General features: G+C 45.7%; 12 protein-coding genes and 1 CRISPR repeat array (1 of these 13 only partly in view). Of the genes, 11 read left to right on the plus strand and 1 reads right to left on the minus strand.

Translation table 11 applies throughout. The features are described 5' to 3' along the window. Positions 1 to 841: 841 nt before the first annotated feature. The gene (locus AC3FZD_RS13530) at positions 842 to 3,439 is read left to right on the plus strand and encodes a sensor domain-containing protein (RefSeq protein ID WP_488736540.1); all 2,598 of its coding nucleotides are present in this window, start codon (positions 842 to 844) and stop codon (positions 3,437 to 3,439) included. Here the strand turns inward: AC3FZD_RS13530 and AC3FZD_RS13535 are convergent. Then, positions 3,405 to 4,388, minus strand: a complete 984-nt coding sequence (locus tag AC3FZD_RS13535; protein WP_488736541.1) for a GntR family transcriptional regulator — start codon at positions 4,386 to 4,388, stop codon at positions 3,405 to 3,407. The genes AC3FZD_RS13530 and AC3FZD_RS13535 overlap by 35 nt on opposite strands. Positions 4,389 to 4,522: 134 nt before the next feature. Here AC3FZD_RS13535 and AC3FZD_RS13540 point away from each other — a divergent pair, with 134 nt between their 5' ends. The 10 genes from AC3FZD_RS13540 to AC3FZD_RS13585 all read left to right on the plus strand — a co-directional run bounded on the left by AC3FZD_RS13540 (position 4,523) and on the right by AC3FZD_RS13585 (position 15,522). Further along, positions 4,523 to 4,867: a nucleotidyltransferase family protein gene (locus AC3FZD_RS13540; RefSeq protein WP_488736542.1), complete on the plus strand. Its 345-nt coding sequence runs from the start codon at positions 4,523 to 4,525 to the stop codon at positions 4,865 to 4,867. After that, a complete protein-coding gene (locus tag AC3FZD_RS13545; RefSeq protein WP_488736543.1) occupies positions 4,839 to 5,024 on the plus strand; it encodes a HepT-like ribonuclease domain-containing protein in 186 nt (61 codons plus the stop codon). The genes AC3FZD_RS13540 and AC3FZD_RS13545 overlap by 29 nt, the downstream gene beginning before the upstream one ends. A 35-nt stretch (positions 5,025 to 5,059) precedes the next feature. Further along, positions 5,060 to 5,335, plus strand: coding sequence for a HepT-like ribonuclease domain-containing protein (locus tag AC3FZD_RS13550; protein WP_488736544.1), 276 nt, complete (start codon positions 5,060 to 5,062; stop codon positions 5,333 to 5,335). A gap of 36 nt (positions 5,336 to 5,371) precedes the next feature. After that, the gene (locus AC3FZD_RS13555; protein WP_488736545.1) at positions 5,372 to 6,121 is read left to right on the plus strand and encodes a dienelactone hydrolase family protein; all 750 of its coding nucleotides are present in this window, start codon (positions 5,372 to 5,374) and stop codon (positions 6,119 to 6,121) included. 17 nt (positions 6,122 to 6,138) lie between these two features. Continuing rightward, complete coding sequence (locus tag AC3FZD_RS13560; RefSeq protein ID WP_488736546.1) at positions 6,139 to 7,050, plus strand: S1 RNA-binding domain-containing protein; 912 nt, start codon at positions 6,139 to 6,141, stop codon at positions 7,048 to 7,050. A gap of 111 nt (positions 7,051 to 7,161) precedes the next feature. Then, positions 7,162 to 8,046 carry a Tab2/Atab2 family RNA-binding protein gene (locus AC3FZD_RS13565; RefSeq protein ID WP_488736547.1) on the plus strand — a complete coding sequence of 295 codons (885 nt, stop codon included), beginning with the start codon at positions 7,162 to 7,164 and terminating at the stop codon, positions 8,044 to 8,046. A 146-nt stretch (positions 8,047 to 8,192) separates the two neighbouring features. Beyond that, positions 8,193 to 9,623, plus strand: coding sequence for a TldD/PmbA family protein (locus AC3FZD_RS13570; protein ID WP_488736548.1), 1,431 nt, complete (start codon positions 8,193 to 8,195; stop codon positions 9,621 to 9,623). Positions 9,624 to 9,738: 115 nt separating this feature from the next. Beyond that, complete coding sequence (locus AC3FZD_RS13575; protein ID WP_488736549.1) at positions 9,739 to 12,411, plus strand: chloride channel protein; 2,673 nt, start codon at positions 9,739 to 9,741, stop codon at positions 12,409 to 12,411. Positions 12,412 to 12,505: 94 nt separating this feature from the next. Next, on the plus strand, positions 12,506 to 13,342 hold the full coding sequence (locus tag AC3FZD_RS13580; protein WP_488736550.1) for a DUF928 domain-containing protein: 837 nt from the start codon (positions 12,506 to 12,508) through the stop codon (positions 13,340 to 13,342). A 107-nt stretch (positions 13,343 to 13,449) separates the two neighbouring features. Then, positions 13,450 to 15,522 carry a CRISPR-associated endonuclease Cas3'' gene (locus AC3FZD_RS13585; RefSeq protein ID WP_488736551.1) on the plus strand — a complete coding sequence of 691 codons (2,073 nt, stop codon included), beginning with the start codon at positions 13,450 to 13,452 and terminating at the stop codon, positions 15,520 to 15,522. 334 nt (positions 15,523 to 15,856) lie between these two features. Continuing rightward, a CRISPR array of direct repeats spans positions 15,857 to 17,216; the repeat unit is 37 nt; unit sequence CTTTCAGAAAACCTTTGAGTTTTCTGTGAATTGAAAC; it runs 284 nt beyond the window's last position.

The raw sequence follows: 17,216 nt of genomic DNA on the forward strand, positions 1-17,216 counted from the left end.
GGCCGATCTTCAGTGTACGAGAAGATGTTGATTGCAGGTTAACCTTTTATGGTAATTTTTTGGTTAAGAAAAGGTAAACCAAACATTAAAAGACGGTTATTTTAGGGTAAATTAAGAATAGTTCTACGATCTCTTTTTACCTATTATACATTTTTTTATTCATTATAAGTCAAGGAGGCTGTCTCTCTCTTATCACAAGGATTTTACAGGTGGATAGGGTAAAAAATATAAAATACAAAGGGGAACCAAGTCTGTTGATAAGAAAGTTCGTTAAAATATTGATTAATAAGAGAAATGTATTGATCCCTAATCAGACTATCTGCAATCCCATTGCTTTTTGAAGATGTATATCTCATGTTTTAATCTGATCTAATAATAGATTTTTATCTATGATTAAGTGGGGATCGACCGACTCGGATGGCAAAGCTAGACTCAAAGAAACTTAAAAAACTTGGGAATTTGTGTATCATTTGATATAATAGATTCAAAAGGAGAATAAGAGGTAAAAAGGTTGTGGGCCCATGGGTTTGAGGAGATTAGTAAATACTCCTTATCTATCCCGGATCGCCAGGAAACCCTTACCCCTAAAGCTAGGAGGTCAACAGAGTCAAGCCTATAGTCTTCAGATTGAGTTTGGGGTGGGATTGGATTGACATCAACTCTTTTGTTGCTTGAATCAAGAACCGGCATATTCTCCTGAAAAGGGTTGACTCGGCTAGAGTTGCCAGTTTTTGATGATTCATGTAAAAGTGCCATAGGGATTTTCGCAGTGCAGCAACATTTTAAGCCAATTCAGAAATCTACCCTAGAAACAAACAACTTTTGTTGGCAAGAGGGTCATATGATGTCTGTGCTACATCATCAGGAACGATTTTTTAACCTCTCCCTAGAACTCTTTTGTACGATTGACTTTCAGGGATATCTCAAAAGTGTTAATCCTGCATGGGAAAGGATATTAGGATATAGCGCAGAAGAATTATTTGAGCAGAATTTTCTGGAATTGATCGATCCCCAAGACCAACCACAAACTCGCTTAGGGTTGGAGCAATTAATTTCAGGAGAATCGAGTGTTTCTTTAGAAAATCGCTATCGTTGCCGCCAGGGTTCCTATCGGTGGATTTCTTGGACTGCGGTTGTTTATGCAGATGAGGGTTTAATTTATGCTGTGGGTCGGGATATGACCCATCATAAGCAGGTAGAAACTGAACTGCACTCGCGTTTGCAGCAGCAGGCGGCGGTTTCAGAACTGAGTCAGAAGGCTTTAACGAATCAGAATTTAGATGCTCTGATGGAAAAGGCGGTGGAGTTGGTGAATGAGACTCTATCGGTAGATTGTAGTGGGATTTTGGAGTTGTTGCCCAATCATCAGACCCTGTTGCTGAGGGCGGGGGTGGGTTGGCAAGCTGAATTGGTGGGACAGGCGACGTTGAGCGCTCGCAGTAATTGTCATGCGGGGTATGCCTTATCTCAAGGGAAACCGATTATTGTGGAGGATTTGCGGGTTGAAACGCGCTTTAGTGGTTCTCCTCTGTTGCATAATCATCGGGTGGTTTCGGGAGTCAGTACGATTATTGCCGGGATTCCGGGTTCTGAGGGGCCGTTTGGGGTGTTAAGTGTTTACACGAGAGAGTGTCGCCATTTTACCCAGGAGGATGTGTCTTTTTTACAAACGATCGCCAATGTGCTGACAAGTGTGATGACTCGCTTGCAAGCTCAAGAGCAATTGCATCTGATGGAGCGGGCGATCGCTTCTAGTAATAATGGCATTATTATTACAGATGCGACGCGATCGGATAATCCGGCGGTTTATGTCAATCTAGCTTTTGAAGAGATTACGGGCTATTCTCCAGAAGAGATTCTCGGTCGTAACTGCCGTTTTCTGCAAGGGAGTTACCGAGATCAAACGGCTCTGGATCAAATTCGCGAAGCGATTGAGCAAGGTACTGAATGCCGAGTTGTTGTGCAAAATGTGCGTAAAGATGGCCAACTGTTTTGGAATGAACTGCATATTTCCCCGGTGTTTAATATCCAGGGTCATCTGACCCATTTTATTGGCATTCAAAATGATATTAGCGATCGCAAACAAGCAGAAGAACTGCTCGAACATAGCGCTTTTTACGATCATCTCACGAATCTTCCCAACCGTGCCCTATTAATCGAACACCTACAACGGGCCATTGAACAGCATCAAAAAGACCCCAATTATCAATTTGCCGTGCTGTTTCTCGATTTGGATGGCTTTAAGAAAGTTAATGATAGTCTGGGTCATTTGGTGGGAGACTTATTGTTAGTGGCGATCGCCCGTCGTCTAGAAAACTGTCTTCGTCCCTGCGATCTCCTGGCTCGACTGGGAGGGGATGAATTTACGATCTTTTTAGATAATATTCATACTCTCCAAGATGCTACCAAAGTTGCCCAACGGGTCTTAAAAAAACTCTCTCAGTCCTTTAACCTCAAGGGTCATGAAGTCTTTGCCAATACCAGCATTGGTATTACCTTAAGCACCATCGGATACGATCAACCGGGGGACATCCTTCGAGATGCAGACTTAGCAATGTACCAGGCTAAAACGGCTGGAAAAGGGCGTTATGCTGTCTATAATACGCTCCTGTATACTCAAGCTGTAACCCGACTGAAACTGGAAACCGATCTCAGAGGAGCCATTGACCGGCAACAATTAGAGCTTTACTATCAGCCGATTATTGACTTAAATAGTGGTCAACTCACTGGTTTTGAATCTCTCCTGCGCTGGCCTCATCCCGAATGGGGTTTTGTTTCTCCGGCTGAATTTATTCCCATTGCTGAAGAAACAGGATTAATTTTACCCATTGGGACTTGGGTACTCGAACAAGCTTGTCAACAATTGCATCTTTGGAATCTTCAATTCCCCCATTGCTACCCGCTAATCATGAATGTGAATTTGTCGGTGAAACAATTTGCCCAAGCCGATCTGATTGAACAAATTGATCGGATTCTGGAGCAAACGGAGATTGAAGGGAAATATCTCAAATTGGAAATTACTGAAAGTGCAATTATCGATAATTCTAAAGTGGCTAATCTCATTTTCCAGCAACTCAAAGCGCGTCAAATTCGACTCTGCATTGATGATTTTGGGACAGGTTATTCTTCCTTAAGCTATCTATATCGTTTCCCAGTTCATACCCTAAAAATTGACCGCAGTTTTCTGAATAATTTAGACTCTAAAGCTTCCTGCCAATATCGAGCCATTATTAAAGCGGTGATTGATTTAGGTCATAATCTTGGCATGGATATTGTTGCTGAAGGCATTGAAAAAATTGAACAGCATCAACTGCTGAAACAATTGGGTTGTGAGTATGGCCAGGGTTATTTTTACTCTAAACCTATGCCAGCAGAAGCAGTAACAGAATTATTAGGCTCAAGACTTAATCTAAACCCAGTTCTCGTTTCAGGCGATTAATGGAAGATTGATCGATATAACTGTCAGTTTGAATTAAACGAGGGGGGCGGATAATATCTTCTCTGGCTGCTTGGAGCGCGGCTTTCACGGCATCATAACTAGAGACATCGCTGACTATATATTGAACTGTTTTGACCATGGCTCTCAGTTTATAGCGGTCATCCCGATGAGCAGTCATGACTAATACATCATCTCCGCGCAAACTATGAATAATGACTTCAACGGCGCGTAAAATGCCATGGGAGAGACTAACAACTCCGAAATATGTGCCTTTGGGTAATCCTTTGACTAATTCAACTTCAGGGGCATAGTCATAAATTTCTACAGGAACGACTCGTGCAGATTTGGGGGCGGCAATTTTTTCGGCATCACCAAAGAAATAGCGACTGGTGACGACGGTGGCCGATCGCGTATGATTTAAGAGGTCATCTAGTTCTTCTAAGGGAACTAACTGTACGGGAATATGCAGGGCTGCTTGTAGTTCTTCCATCATCAGTTGTCCGACACCGATATCGTTGGTGGGAGCGGTGACTAAAACCCTGGCACTGCAACGCAAACGCCAATCGATTTCGGCTAAGAAGAGTTCCCGCGCTTCATGGAGAGAGCAGCCTTCTTGAATGAGCTGATTGACGCTATTTTGGACAATGGTTTGGGCTTGGGGATAGGTTTGCAAGAGTTGGGATTTATACTGAGCCAGAATGCCTTTTCCCTGCTGACGGACGTAAATTCCTGAGCCAGCTTGAGCTTCCACTAATCCGGTGTCTTCCAGTTGGCGATAGACTTTGCTAATGGTATTGCGATGTAAACCGGTTTGCATGGCTAAGGCACGGGTGCTGGGCAGTTGGGAGCCAGGAGGGTATTGACCGGAGGCGATCGCAAAGCGTAATTGATTAAATAACTGATTAGAAGCCGGAATATCACTATCCGGTTGAATCTGAAATTTGACCATCTCCCCAGATTTACCCCCAAAACATCATTGCTCTCTAGTATATAGTGCTTCGTACTAGGTCATAGGGAATAAGGTCGGAGAATGGGCGACGCGCCTGGCTATCACGAAAGATATCGAATTCACCCTTGAAGTGTATGAATATTGAAATCCTGTATCAACATCTAGGTATCGCCCCTGATCGACTCCAGCAATTTTGCCAGAATGCTCAGATTAGTGAATTGGCGTTGTTTGGATCTATCCTTCGTGATGACTTCCGTCCTGAGAGCGATATTGATATCCTAGTAAGCTTTGAACCTGACTGCAAAATTAGCTTGCTAGACTTTGTTGAACTTGAATATCAACTGCAAGACTTACTCAACCGAAATGTCGATCTTGTGAGTAAAAAAGCGGTTGAATGCGATCGGAATTGGCTTCGCCGCCAAGAAATTCTCAACCATTATCAAACGATCTATGAATCGCGATCCATTCTATCTACTTGATATTGCCCAAAATTCCCAAGATATCATTGACTTTGTTCAAGACATGGATGAAGCCACATTCTTAGCTGACCGGAAAGTGCAAAAAGCAGTTCTCTACAGTATCACTATTATTGAAGAAGCTACAAAAAAAACTTTCCACCCAACTCCGAGAGAATAATCCCCATATCCCTTGGCGACAAATTGCTGGAATGCGTGATACAGCAGTTTTCGCTGCTATGCGGTACATTTCGATCCCCCCAACCCCCCTTAAAAAAGGGGGCAGTAAAAGTCCCCCTTTTTAAGGGGGATTTAGGGAGATCTTTTCCGACTGTACCTCATTACCGCGCGAAGCGCTGTAAGTGCGTTCATGACTACCGACAAATCGATCTTTCTCAGGTCTGGGAGATCGCTCAAGGGCATATTCCTGAACTTCTAGAGAACATAAAGTTTCTGTTACCGCTAGAAGAGGAACAATCAGAACACCATTAAAATGGGAAAGACGCAATCTCAATTTTTCCAGCAATTATGACCGATTTAACCATCCAATCCACCCCTGTACAAGTGCCCAATGGGGACTTACTTATTGATGCCTATCTAGCTGAACCCACGACACCGGGGCCCCATCCGGGGGTGGTGGTGGTACAGGAGATTTTTGGCGTAAATGAACACATTCGGGAGGTAACCGATCGCATCGCCAAAGAGGGCTATATTGCCATTGCTCCCGCTATTTATCAGCGTCTAGCCCCTGGTTTTGAAGCGGGCTATACTCCAGAAGATATTAAAATTGGCCGGGAATATAAGGTCAAAACCAAAGCTGATGAACTGCTCAGTGATATTCAAGCCACTTTAGAGTATCTGAAAACCCGACCCAATTTGAAATCGGGAGGTTTTGGGGCGATCGGATTTTGCTTTGGCGGCCATGTGGTTTATTTAACCGCTATTTTGGAGGAAATCGAGGCGACTGCCTCTTTCTATGGTGCGGGAATTGCCACTCTGACTCCAGGAGGGGGCGCACCTACTGTTACTCGTACCCCAGAGATTAAGGGAACCCTTCACTGCTTTTTTGGCAATGAGGATGTCAGTATTCCTGCTGTCGAAGTTGAGCAAATTGAAGCAGCGTTAAGGGAGGCTCAGGTGGATTATCAGATTTTCCGATACGATGGAGCCGATCATGGCTTTTTCTGCGATCGCCGGGCTAGTTATAATGCAGAAGCTGCTACTGATGCCTGGGCTAAAGTGAAAGAACTGTTTCACTCCCAACTTCAGGCCTCTTAATTTCTCAGATCCTAGTTATGAACCCTGAATCTAAACCCGCTTCTAAAACTCCCGCTTCCATTGGTTTTTCCCAAGATGACTTTGCCAAAGCCTTGCAAGAGCATGACTATACCTTCCAAAAAGGACAAGTGGTACGCGGTCGGGTGGCCGTCCATTCCCCAGAGGGAGCCTATATTGAAATTGGAGGCAAATCTACTGCCTTTGTACCCATGGAAGAGGCAGCCTTAGAAAGTGTCAGTGATTTGTCTACCATTCTGCCACTTAATGAGGAATTAGACTTTCTCATTACTCGCGAACAAAATGAAGAGGGACAAGTGACGCTCTCCCGTCGTCAACTGGAAATCCAACGCCTTTGGGATACCCTCTTAGATAAGCAGGAAGAACAACAAGCGCTGCAAGTTCGGGTAACCGGAACCAATAAAGGGGGTGTGACGGTGGATGTGATGGGACTTAGAGGTTTTATACCGCGATCTCATCTGAGTCAACGGAATAATCTGAACGCTCTCAAGGGAGAAACCCTAACGGTTGCCTTTCTGGAAGTGAATCCAGACACTCGTAAGTTGGTACTTTCTGAGCGACTGGCAACCCAAACGGTGACCTTTAGTCAGTTAGAAGTGGGTCAACTGGTGGAAGGTCGAATTGCGAATATTAAACCCTTTGGTTTGTTCGTGGATTTAGGGAATACAACAGGACTCATTCATATTAAGCAAATTAGCCAAAGCTATATTGATTCCCTCTCCAGTAAGTTTTCCATTGGTCAATCGATTAAAGCGATGATCGTTAGTATTGATGAAGGGAAAGGACGGATTTCTTTGTCTACCCGCATCTTGGAAAACTATCCTGGAGAAGTGTTGGAAAATATGGAGGAGGTGATGGCAAGCGCTGCGGCTCGTCGAGAACGGGCGGCGAAATCGCTGCTCGATACCTAAGCTACAGATTTGACCCAGGAGGAAAGAAAGCGGATTGTTGGGTCTCGATCTTTCCTCTCTTCTAAGTTTTAAACTGCTCTACATTTGGAAATTTACCGGTTAGCTGATTAAATGAAAATCATTTGGGAACTCGATTTTTACTCCCGCCCTATTCTGGATGAAAATAATAAGAAAGTTTGGGAAATTCTGATTTGTGAAACTCCATCGTCAATCGCCACTGACCCAGACAGTTTGTTTCGGTATTCTCGATTTTGTGAGAGTAGTAAAGTCAACTCAGGAGAATTGAGGGATGCGATTTTAGAGGCGATGGATAAAGCCAATCAGCGCCCTAATAAGATCCGCTTCTTTCGCAGACAAATGAATAACATGATTGTCAAAGCTTGCAAGGATTTGGCGATTCCCTCGGCTCCCAGTCGCCGTACCTTAACCCTATATCATTGGTTACAGCAAAGAGAAAAGGAAGTGTATCCCCAAGAAGCTGGTTATGATGCTAAGGCCGCTTCTTCCCCTTCTGTGCAATATGAATCGGCGATCGCCCAACCCCTTCCGGATGCCATCCTCGGTCAAAAATGGGCTTTGGTTAGCCTAGAAGTCCAAGCCTTTGCCGAGATGCCAGAATGGGATATTGCGTTTCAAGAATCTTTTCCCTTAAGTCCATTTGGCTTATCAGAAACGACCCCCATTCCCGGTATTATCCTGTTTTCACCCCGTGCTATTCCCATGGCGGGATGGATGTCTGGGTTAGAATTGGGTTGTGTCAAAGTCCTGGATAATCGAGAAGATAGAAGTAAAAAACCTCGCTTGTTGCTGGAAACCGGAGTCAATGAAAGCTGGATTTTAGCTAATTTGAATACAGATCAATTATTAAAAGAGGGACAGAATTTTGAAGAGGCGAAAAAGAATTCTCAAGGGATTCATTTTATCGCTATTCAGTCTAATCCTCAATCAGAGTCTTTTGCTGGATTTTGGTTGATGCAAGAACAATTAATCATTTAAGCAGAGGGCTGAACGGGAGTGCGATCGCCAACGATTGGCACAACTGGGTATTGATCCAGACATCTAACGGAATGGGTGCGGCGATAGACTCCTTTTTTGGTACAGTGAACCTAAAGCCAGAATCCTAGGGAGGGTGGGAACGGAGCGTGAACGATCGCACAGGGAATCAAAAGTTAACCGATCGAGAGGATCGCAGTTCAAGGGGCGATCGCCTGGCCGAAAGTTTACTTTCCGCATCTCGATCCCCCTCCAGTGTCGATCCCTATGAAACCTCTTGGGATGATTATGGCGAGCAATTATTAGCTTTAGCCACTCGCCATGGGGCAGAAGCGGCAGAGGTGTTTTTATCTAAATCCCATTCAACCCCCATTGTCTTTGAAGCCAACCGCCTCAAAAGTGTTCTCACTCACCATAGTGAAGGGGTGGCTCTGCGCCTATGGAAAAATGGGCAACCGGGATTAGCTGTCTCCCATGGCTCAGTTGCCCCAGAAAAATTAGTAGAAAAGGCGATCGCCCTTTCTGCCCTGCAAGAAAAATCTGAATATTTGGAGTTAACTCCTGGAGGCAAAAAAGTTTACTCAAATCTAGGATCTTGGATCGAGATTCAGCAACTTTTAGATTGGGGAGAAGAGGCGATCGCCCAGTTGCGAGAAATCCAGAGCGATATTCTCTGTAGTGCTGAACTCGATAGTGAAGCAGAAAGTACCCGCCTGCTTAACTCGGAAGGCCTCGATTGTAGCTACACCGATACTACCCTTAGTGCCTATCTAGCCGTGGAATGGGTACGCAGTGATGATTTTTGCAACATCAGTGATGGACAGGTACAACGGGATACCCTAAATTTAGGAGAAATCGTCTCCAGAATCCAAGACCACCTGAAAGCCTGCGAACGTAATGTGGCAGCTCCCCAAGGGCGTGTACCGATTCTGTTTACAGCTAAAGCAGCCGATGTCCTCTGGGAAACCCTCAGCGCTGCCCTGAATGGCAAACAAGTGTTTGAAGGTTCTTCTCCTTGGGCAGACAAACGGGGAGAACAGATGACCTCATCCCAGCTTACCCTCTCCCAAGACCCGCAAATGGGGCCCTATAGTTGTCCGTTTGATGATGAAGGAACCCCCACCCAGCCCCTGATCTTTGTGGAAAAGGGGGTCGTGCAGAATTTTCTATGCGATCGCGCCACCGGTCGCCAATTAGGAACCGGAACCACCGGTAACGGGTTTCGCCCCAGTCTCGGCAGTTATCCGACCCCCTCCCTGTATAATCTGATTATCTCCGGCGGTCAAAACCGGACGCTACAAGACTTAATTGCCTCCCTTGCCGATGCCCTGATCGTGGATCAAATCTTAGGCTCAGGGGGCGGAATTTCCGGCGACTTTTCTATTAATGTAGATCTGGGTTATCGGGTTCGCAACGGAGAAATCATCGGTCGAGTCAAAGACACCATGGTGGCAGGAAATATCTATCACGGTCTGCGAAATGTGGTCGAACTCGGAGGCGATCGCGAATGGAATGGATCTTGTTATACCCCATCTGTGATTGTCGAAGGCCTATCCATTACCACTAAACTAGACAATTGATAACCGACCTAGGTAATACAGCGCTTTCTGCTTTCGAGTTTTTGTAAACCCTATAGCGCACAACGCTATAATTCTAAGGATTTTTAATTTTTAATTTTTAATTTTTAATTGAACCGTGCGTCCTCTCCTGTTACCCAAACGACGGGTCATGATTGCCGAGGCTTGTCTGATTGGATTGGTCTCTGGTTGTAGCGCCGTATTACTCAGAAATGGCATCGGCATATTGGGGGGATGGCGCATCTGGCTCACCCAAATTTTCCCCGCTTGGTTTGTTTTACCCCTCGTGGGGATGACCTTTGCCTTTCTTTCCGGCTGTTTAATTGAAGCCTTTGCCACCGAAGCTCAAGGTAGCGGTATTGCCCAAGTCAAAGCCGTCTTAGAAGGAACCCCTGTTCCCCTCAGTTGGCGCACGGCTCTAGTCAAGCTGATTGCGGGATTGCTCTCCCTTTCCTCTGGACTCACCCTGGGTCGCCAAGGGCCAACGGTACAAATTGGAGCTGCCTTAGCTTCGGAAATTGCCCGAATTTTCCCGACCTCTCCCAACCATCGGCGGCAGATGGTAGCGGCTGGAGCCGCCGCAGGACTGGCGGCTGGCTTTAATGCCCCGATCGCCGGTATGTTGTTTGTGTTAGAGGAATTACTCCATGATGTTTCCGAATTAACCCTAGAAACGGCGATCGCCGCCTCCTTTATCGGTGCAGTAGTCTCCCGTATCTTTGGGAATGACCTCAACCTCAATCGGGAAGTGAGCGCCTCCGTTGCCCATTTCTCTACCCCAGAAATCCCCGCCTTCCTCATCCTAGGTATCTTAGCTGGTCTTCTAGGTACACTCTTTAACCAAGGTATCATTACCAGCCTCACCCTCAATCGCCACCTGCCCCTAACTCTACCGGCTCGTATGGCCCTAGCGGGTCTAATTTCTGGCCTCTGTATTGCCCTACTCCCCCCAAGTTTTAATGACCATGCGGGCTTACGAGAACTGCTATTAATTGGCAATCTCCAAGCCTCTGAAGTCATTCTCGCCTTTATTGTCCATTTTTTACTCACCTGTTTAGCCTATGGTGCAGGCACACCAGGAGGACTTTTTTCGCCCACCCTAACATTAGGGGCAGCTCTTGGCTATTTAGTCGGCCATCTTCTGGGAATCCCTCTAGGCTTTTCTCCCGATACCTACGCCTTAGCAGGGATGGGAGCCTTTTTTAGTGCCGTGGGCAAAGTACCCATGACCAGTATTGTGATCGTGTTTGAAATCACAGCAGATTTTAATCTAGTTTTACCCCTGATGATTGTATCGGTGGTAGCCTATTTTATTTCCAGTTTGTTGGAGAAAAACTCCCTATACCAACGGCTGTTGATCTGGAATGGCATGGAACCCCAAAATGAGCAACGGAAAACCCCAGAAGGGTTTGATGAGTTGATTGCCGAGGATTTGATGCAACAGCGTGTGGAAACCTTGAATCTGCATTTACCCCTGGATCAGGTGGTGCAAGCCTTTTCCCGCTCCCATCATCGGGGGTTTCCCGTAGTCCATGAAGGTAAGTTAGTTGGTATTGTCACTCAGGGGGATTTAGAAAAACGTCCCCAAGATCGCAATGCGGTTTTAGCAGAAATTATGACTCCCGATCCGGTGAGTGTTCGGCCCTCTTGTCCCTTGAGTGAGGTGGTGTATTGCCTGAATCGGTATAAACTCAGCCGCCTACCGGTAACGGAGGGACGCAGGTTAGTGGGGATTATTACCCGCAGTGATATTATTCGGGCGGAGTCGGATTTGTTGAGTGGGGTGGGGCCAGCTTTGGGCCCGGCAGGGGGGACTTCTTATGTGATTTATCAAACCCATGGGCCGGCAACCGGTCAGGGGCGGATTTTGGTTCCGGTGGTTAATCATAGCACAGCGGCCCTATTGTTACAGATGGCAGGGGCGATCGCCGCCGAGCAGAATTATGAGTTGGAATGTTTACAAGTAGCAGTGGTCTCCGATCATACTCCAGTGGATCAAGCACGGGTGAATTTAGATCGATTTCGACGCTGGACGGACTACACCCACAAGTTGGGGGAAGAGTTAGGCATTAGCGTACATACGCAGGTGCGCGTAACCCATGATATCGGCAAAACGATTCTGGAAACTGTGAAGTATCGCCATGTGGATCTGTTGTTGATGGGATGGAAAGGCAGAGCTAGAAAAGACGGACGTATTTTTGGGGATGTGGTGGATACCTTGATTCGACAAGCTCCTTGTGAGGTGGTCTTAGTTAAATGGGCTACCCGTGGCCAGCAGGCAAAATGGCATTTTAATCGCTGGTTATTACCCTTAGCAGGAGGCCCGAATGCAATCGCTGGCGCTGAGTTGTTACCGGGTTTAATGCGGTTGCGCGAAATTCAGTTGAGATCCCGTAGGGGCAAGCCTTCTGCCCCAAGGAGGTTTTTTCCCCCAGAAATTCAATTATGCCAGGTTTATCCTCCAGACCAAAAAACGGAGGTTCCTGTCGTGTTAGAAGAAGTACAGCAGTTTTTACTCAATCGCTTAAAATCTCTGGGGGATAAACGCCACACCAACTTAAAATTACCGAAGTTAACCCTGGTTAAGTTAGTATCCGAACAAGTTAGCGAATCCATCATTGAGCAAGTGCAACAATCCGACATTGATGTGGTGATCATGGGGGCATCGCGGGAAGGTTTGCTCCAACAGGTGATTAAAGGCAATATTCCTGAAGCGATCGCCTCTGGATGTGATTGTACCGTGATTTTGGTGCGTCAAGCTATATACAGCCCTTCACGCACTAACGGGTAATACTTTCCCCACAGTGCCGGGTTCAAGGTTTAAAATAAAAGTAGATACAATTGTGGTTTTTTGTGTTGTTTTTTCTGATGAGGATCAATCGTTTATGTTATTTTCCTGGCTTGCGTCCATTTCCAGATCTCGACCTTACGGGGCTTTCGCCACCCTTCTCGCTCTGGGAATTACCATATTTCCTTTACCGACTCTCGCCCTAGAGGATTTACAACTCCCAGACGAGATGGGATTACCTAGCCGCCGTGAAGCTGGTGGAACCCGCGGCCCTTGCATTACTGATCGAAGCGGTCAACTGATGGCCATTATTCCAGAATTTAATGTCGGTCGAACCCTGAGTAATTCACCCACTGTATTTGTACATTTACCGAAGCATAGTACCGATCGAGGAATACTGATTGTGCAAGAATTGGATCGGGAAAAACTCGCCCAAGCTGGGTTAACTTTAGGGGATTTAGATGTACAAAATCAAGATCAATTTTTGAAATCAGAATTTGAAAGTTCCGTGTCTCTGAATCAGGAGGCAGGAATTTTAGGTGTGCCTCTGAGCCGTCATCCTGAGTTACCTAAACTAGAAGCGGGAAAAATTTATTTGTGGGCGTTTCAGTTAGTTTGTAATAATACCTTGAGCGACTATACCCAAGGCTGGATTCAGGTGGTCAATTTAGAGGACAATCAAGCTACAGTGAAAGCGCAATTGGATGGGGCCAAATCTGACCGCGAGCGAGCTAAAATCTATGCCCAAGCCGGTTTATGGTACGATTTGCTGACTACTTTAGCTCAGTTGCGCCAAACGGCTTCTGGCCCAGATCGCGACCAAGCAACGGCTGACTGGAAAAGCGTCCTCAGCCATCCGCAAGTGGGGTTAGAGCAGATTGTTGATGCCCCCCTGTTATCGCATCCTCTAACTTCGACCGTTTTAGCTCCCTAGTCTACCTGGGTCAACAGAAGGGTTCATTTTAAGTTATCAGTAATATAGCGCTTCGCGACCCACAATTTTAACGGATGTTTCGGACTTGATTGGAAACCAACAAAAAGATGAAAGAACCCATAGCTCGTCCAGGGCAAACCCTTAAAACTCACCTATCTAACGTCAGAGATCGCCTCCTCAGTTTACTGCCAGAACCCTATAAACCTTTATCTAGCGCTGGCCTGCTGCATGACGTAGCCAAGGCCTCAACAGGCTGGCAACACTATCTTCAGGAAAAGGTAGAGGGGAAAGACCCCAAAATGGTGACCCATGCAGCAGAAAGTGCTATGGCAGCCGCCATGATTTTAGGGTGGAAGTGGAAAAATCCGCCCCTGATTGCCTACGCGATCGCTGCCCATCATTCACAGCTCAAATATAGAAAAAATAGTGAGTGGTTCAAAACGCAAAAACAAAGAGATGCCGATCCAGAACTTAAGGACATGATTCTTGAGTCTATGGCTTGGTTTCGTCAAAGCTATGGGGAGTTTAATATTCCTGGCCACTTAGATTTAGAGAGCAGTGAGAAAGATGTGGCCATCCGCATGTTGACGGCTCTGTTGGTGGACAGTGATCGCCTGGATGCCCATTGCTTCTCTGGGGGGACTGTGGCGATCGAAGCCCCACCGCGATCGCCTCAAATTGTGCTGCCCACTCGGTCTACTGCCATCGACTCGATTCGGAATCGGTTCCGAGAGGCAATCTGTGTGGAAACAGGGCATCCATTTTACCGACTGACAGGCCCTTGTGGAGTGGGCAAAACGAAGGCGATTATGGAGGTGTGCGATCGCCTACAAGCGGAAAAAATTATTTATGTTGCGCCCTTGAAATCCATCCTGAAGCAATCAGCCGATGAGTTTCGGGTTGCCTATGGTGCAGAAAATATTCTAGAACACCATAGCGGTTACGATCCCCAAGAACATCAAGATTGGATTCTAGAACACCATAGCGGTTACGATCCCCAAGAACATCAAGATTGGCAAATCTGGAAAGCCCAGACGGAGCGATGGGAACCCCCAGTCATCGTAACTTCAGGGGTTCAGTTTTACGAATCCTTGCTCTCTAACCGGGCTTCTAAGTTGCGTAAATTAAGGGCGCTCATTAATGCAGTGGTGGTTTTGGATGAAGTACAAACCCTGCCGACTCAGGCGTGTAAATCTATTCTGGCGATCTTGGATCAACTCACCCAGCACTGGGGATTAAAGGTGATTCTCTGTTCGGCAACTCAGCCTAAGTTTGAGTTCTGTCCTAGGGCTGCCTCTGCTCCTGAACTTGTGCCTCTAGAGGTGGTGGCATGGTGTCGGGGGCAGATGAGAAACCGGGAGTATGAATGGGTGGGGGATCGGGATTGGCAGGCGATTGGCAAGCAAATCGATCGCTCTACCTTGATTGGGGTGAATACCCGAAAAGCTGCTCAAAACTGCTATTATGCGCTTCTGGCTCAGGGCATTAAAGCCCTTCATCTCTCATCGGCGATGTGCCCACTGCACCGGGAAGAGGTGGTTAAAGCAGCCAGACAACAGCTCGATCGGGGACAGTTATGTGTTGTGATTGCCACTCAGGTGATCGAGTCGGGGATTGATATTTCGTTTCCCCAAGCATTTAAGATGATGGCTCCACTCGATTCGATCATTCAATTTGGAGGACGGGTTAATCGGGCTGGGGAATATCCAGGCGCTAAGGTCTTTTTGTTTGATCATGGGGAAAATTTACATAGTCCAGAATATGCCCAGGCGATCAATGTAACCAGGGATTTACTTCAAGGGTATGACGATCCGTTCTGGGATGACCACGATCTAGCGATCCGGGATTACTATCAGCAAAAATTTGGTTTTGAGGGGGTTAATTTAGAAGAGTTGAGGCTAGATCTGAATTTTCCTGAAGTGGCTAAATTTCGGTGTATCGATGATAATCAAATCACGGGTTATGTTCAATGGGGTGGCGGTAAACGGCTGATTGAAGCATTGCAAGAGAAGATCAAAAATAAGGAGTATTTAACATTGGGGGATTGGAAACAGTTGGCACAGTACGCAATTTCGGTTCCTCAGTCGCAAGCTCGTCACGTTCAAGTTGAGGATGGTCTTCCAGTGTGGAGTGGAGATTATGATGATGCGATCGGTGCGGTGTTAGTGGATCGGGATTAGTTATAGCGCTTCGCGCTAGGGAATAGGGAATGGGGTATAGGGTGAAAAATGGTTTTCCTATTACCCATTACCCATTACCGCGCAAAGCCCTGTATTCATTACTGGATTTTCCGACGCTAGGGGGGTGTGGAAAATGAGAATGGTTCTCGAATGACTGGATTTATTGCCAGCTAAGGGTTCTGGCGTTTTGTCGATCAAAAGTAGCGTCGGAATAGACAGGGCAAGGGTTTCAGCGATTTTAGGCAAGAATGGAGGCGATAGTGATGCTAAAATTGAGGGGTGTGGCGCAAATGGGGACTCAGACCTTTACTGGCTCAGAGTTTCCGAGCGCGGCCTTTCAGAAAACCTTTGAGTTTTCTGTGAATTGAAACATCCAAGGAATGGTTGGAAGTCCCCTTAAATTTAACCTTTCAGAAAACCTTTGAGTTTTCTGTGAATTGAAACCTTTAGCGTACCTAATGGAGCTAGATTCATCCAGTCTTTCAGAAAACCTTTGAGTTTTCTGTGAATTGAAACAAAGCGCCGCCAATTACTGGATCTCCAGAGATACTTACCCCTTTCAGAAAACCTTTGAGTTTTCTGTGAATTGAAACAGCGAAGAAATTTACGAGGAGATTAAGCAGGAATGGACTTTCAGAAAACCTTTGAGTTTTCTGTGAATTGAAACCTTCTGGGTTAAGAATGGATTCTTCCTCCTCCCTTCTTTCAGAAAACCTTTGAGTTTTCTGTGAATTGAAACCAACAGCAACACAGGAACAGGTAGATGAATTAAAGCTTTCAGAAAACCTTTGAGTTTTCTGTGAATTGAAACCCGGGCTTTTTGCATTATTCTTCCTCCTTCTCTACTTTCAGAAAACCTTTGAGTTTTCTGTGAATTGAAACCAACAGCAACACAGGAACAGGTAGATGAATTAAACTTTCAGAAAACCTTTGAGTTTTCTGTGAATTGAAACGCTGAATTTCCTTCACCTCAAGGGGATTATACTATCTTTCAGAAAACCTTTGAGTTTTCTGTGAATTGAAACAGATGCGTGTAAACGCATACAAACTTTCGCGAAGCAAAGCTTTCAGAAAACCTTTGAGTTTTCTGTGAATTGAAACAAGCATAACGAACCGGGGCGCGGCTATATTGCGTTCAATCTTTCAGAAAACCTTTGAGTTTTCTGTGAATTGAAACACATTACTTCGATACCGCATTAGTTTTCATCCTCCTTTCAGAAAACCTTTGAGTTTTCTGTGAATTGAAACTCAAATCTCGCTAATATCGAGCAAGATTATTTTTTGGATCTTTCAGAAAACCTTTGAGTTTTCTGTGAATTGAAACATATCGATTACGTTTCCAGAAACACCATCTTTTAGCTTTCAGAAAACCTTTGAGTTTTCTGTGAATTGAAACTTTGTAGTGCTGCGCTCTATCAGCACAGAAGATTAACTTTCAGAAAACCTTTGAGTTTTCTGTGAATTGAAACGAAAAACGGTGGGGGGGAGTGGATGGAACACCACATCCTTTCAGAAAACCTTTGAGTTTTCTGTGAATTGAAACCTGCTCAATTCGGGGAGGATGCCAAGATTCTGATCTTTCAGAAAACCTTTGAGTTTTCTGTGAATTGAAACATTATGCACTGCTGCCACCCCCGCTTTCACGTCTCTTTCAGAAAACCTTTGAGTTTTCTGTGAATTGAAACTCCTGACCC

Source organism: Roseofilum sp. KMC-1, assembly GCF_057802075.1.

Bases quoted from the DNA above. Each gene is read 5' to 3' on its own strand.
- AC3FZD_RS13530 (WP_488736540.1), top strand. From the start codon at position 842: ATGATGTCTGTGCTACATCATCAGGAACGATTTTTTAACCTCTCCCTA.
- AC3FZD_RS13535 (WP_488736541.1), bottom strand. From the start codon at position 4,388: ATGGTCAAATTTCAGATTCAACCGGATAGTGATATTCCGGCTTCTAAT.
- AC3FZD_RS13540 (WP_488736542.1), top strand. From the start codon at position 4,523: ATGAATATTGAAATCCTGTATCAACATCTAGGTATCGCCCCTGATCGA.
- AC3FZD_RS13545 (WP_488736543.1), top strand. From the start codon at position 4,839: ATGAATCGCGATCCATTCTATCTACTTGATATTGCCCAAAATTCCCAA.
- AC3FZD_RS13555 (WP_488736545.1), top strand. From the start codon at position 5,372: ATGACCGATTTAACCATCCAATCCACCCCTGTACAAGTGCCCAATGGG.
- AC3FZD_RS13560 (WP_488736546.1), top strand. From the start codon at position 6,139: ATGAACCCTGAATCTAAACCCGCTTCTAAAACTCCCGCTTCCATTGGT.
- AC3FZD_RS13565 (WP_488736547.1), top strand. From the start codon at position 7,162: ATGAAAATCATTTGGGAACTCGATTTTTACTCCCGCCCTATTCTGGAT.
- AC3FZD_RS13580 (WP_488736550.1), top strand. From the start codon at position 12,506: ATGTTATTTTCCTGGCTTGCGTCCATTTCCAGATCTCGACCTTACGGG.
- AC3FZD_RS13585 (WP_488736551.1), top strand. From the start codon at position 13,450: ATGAAAGAACCCATAGCTCGTCCAGGGCAAACCCTTAAAACTCACCTA.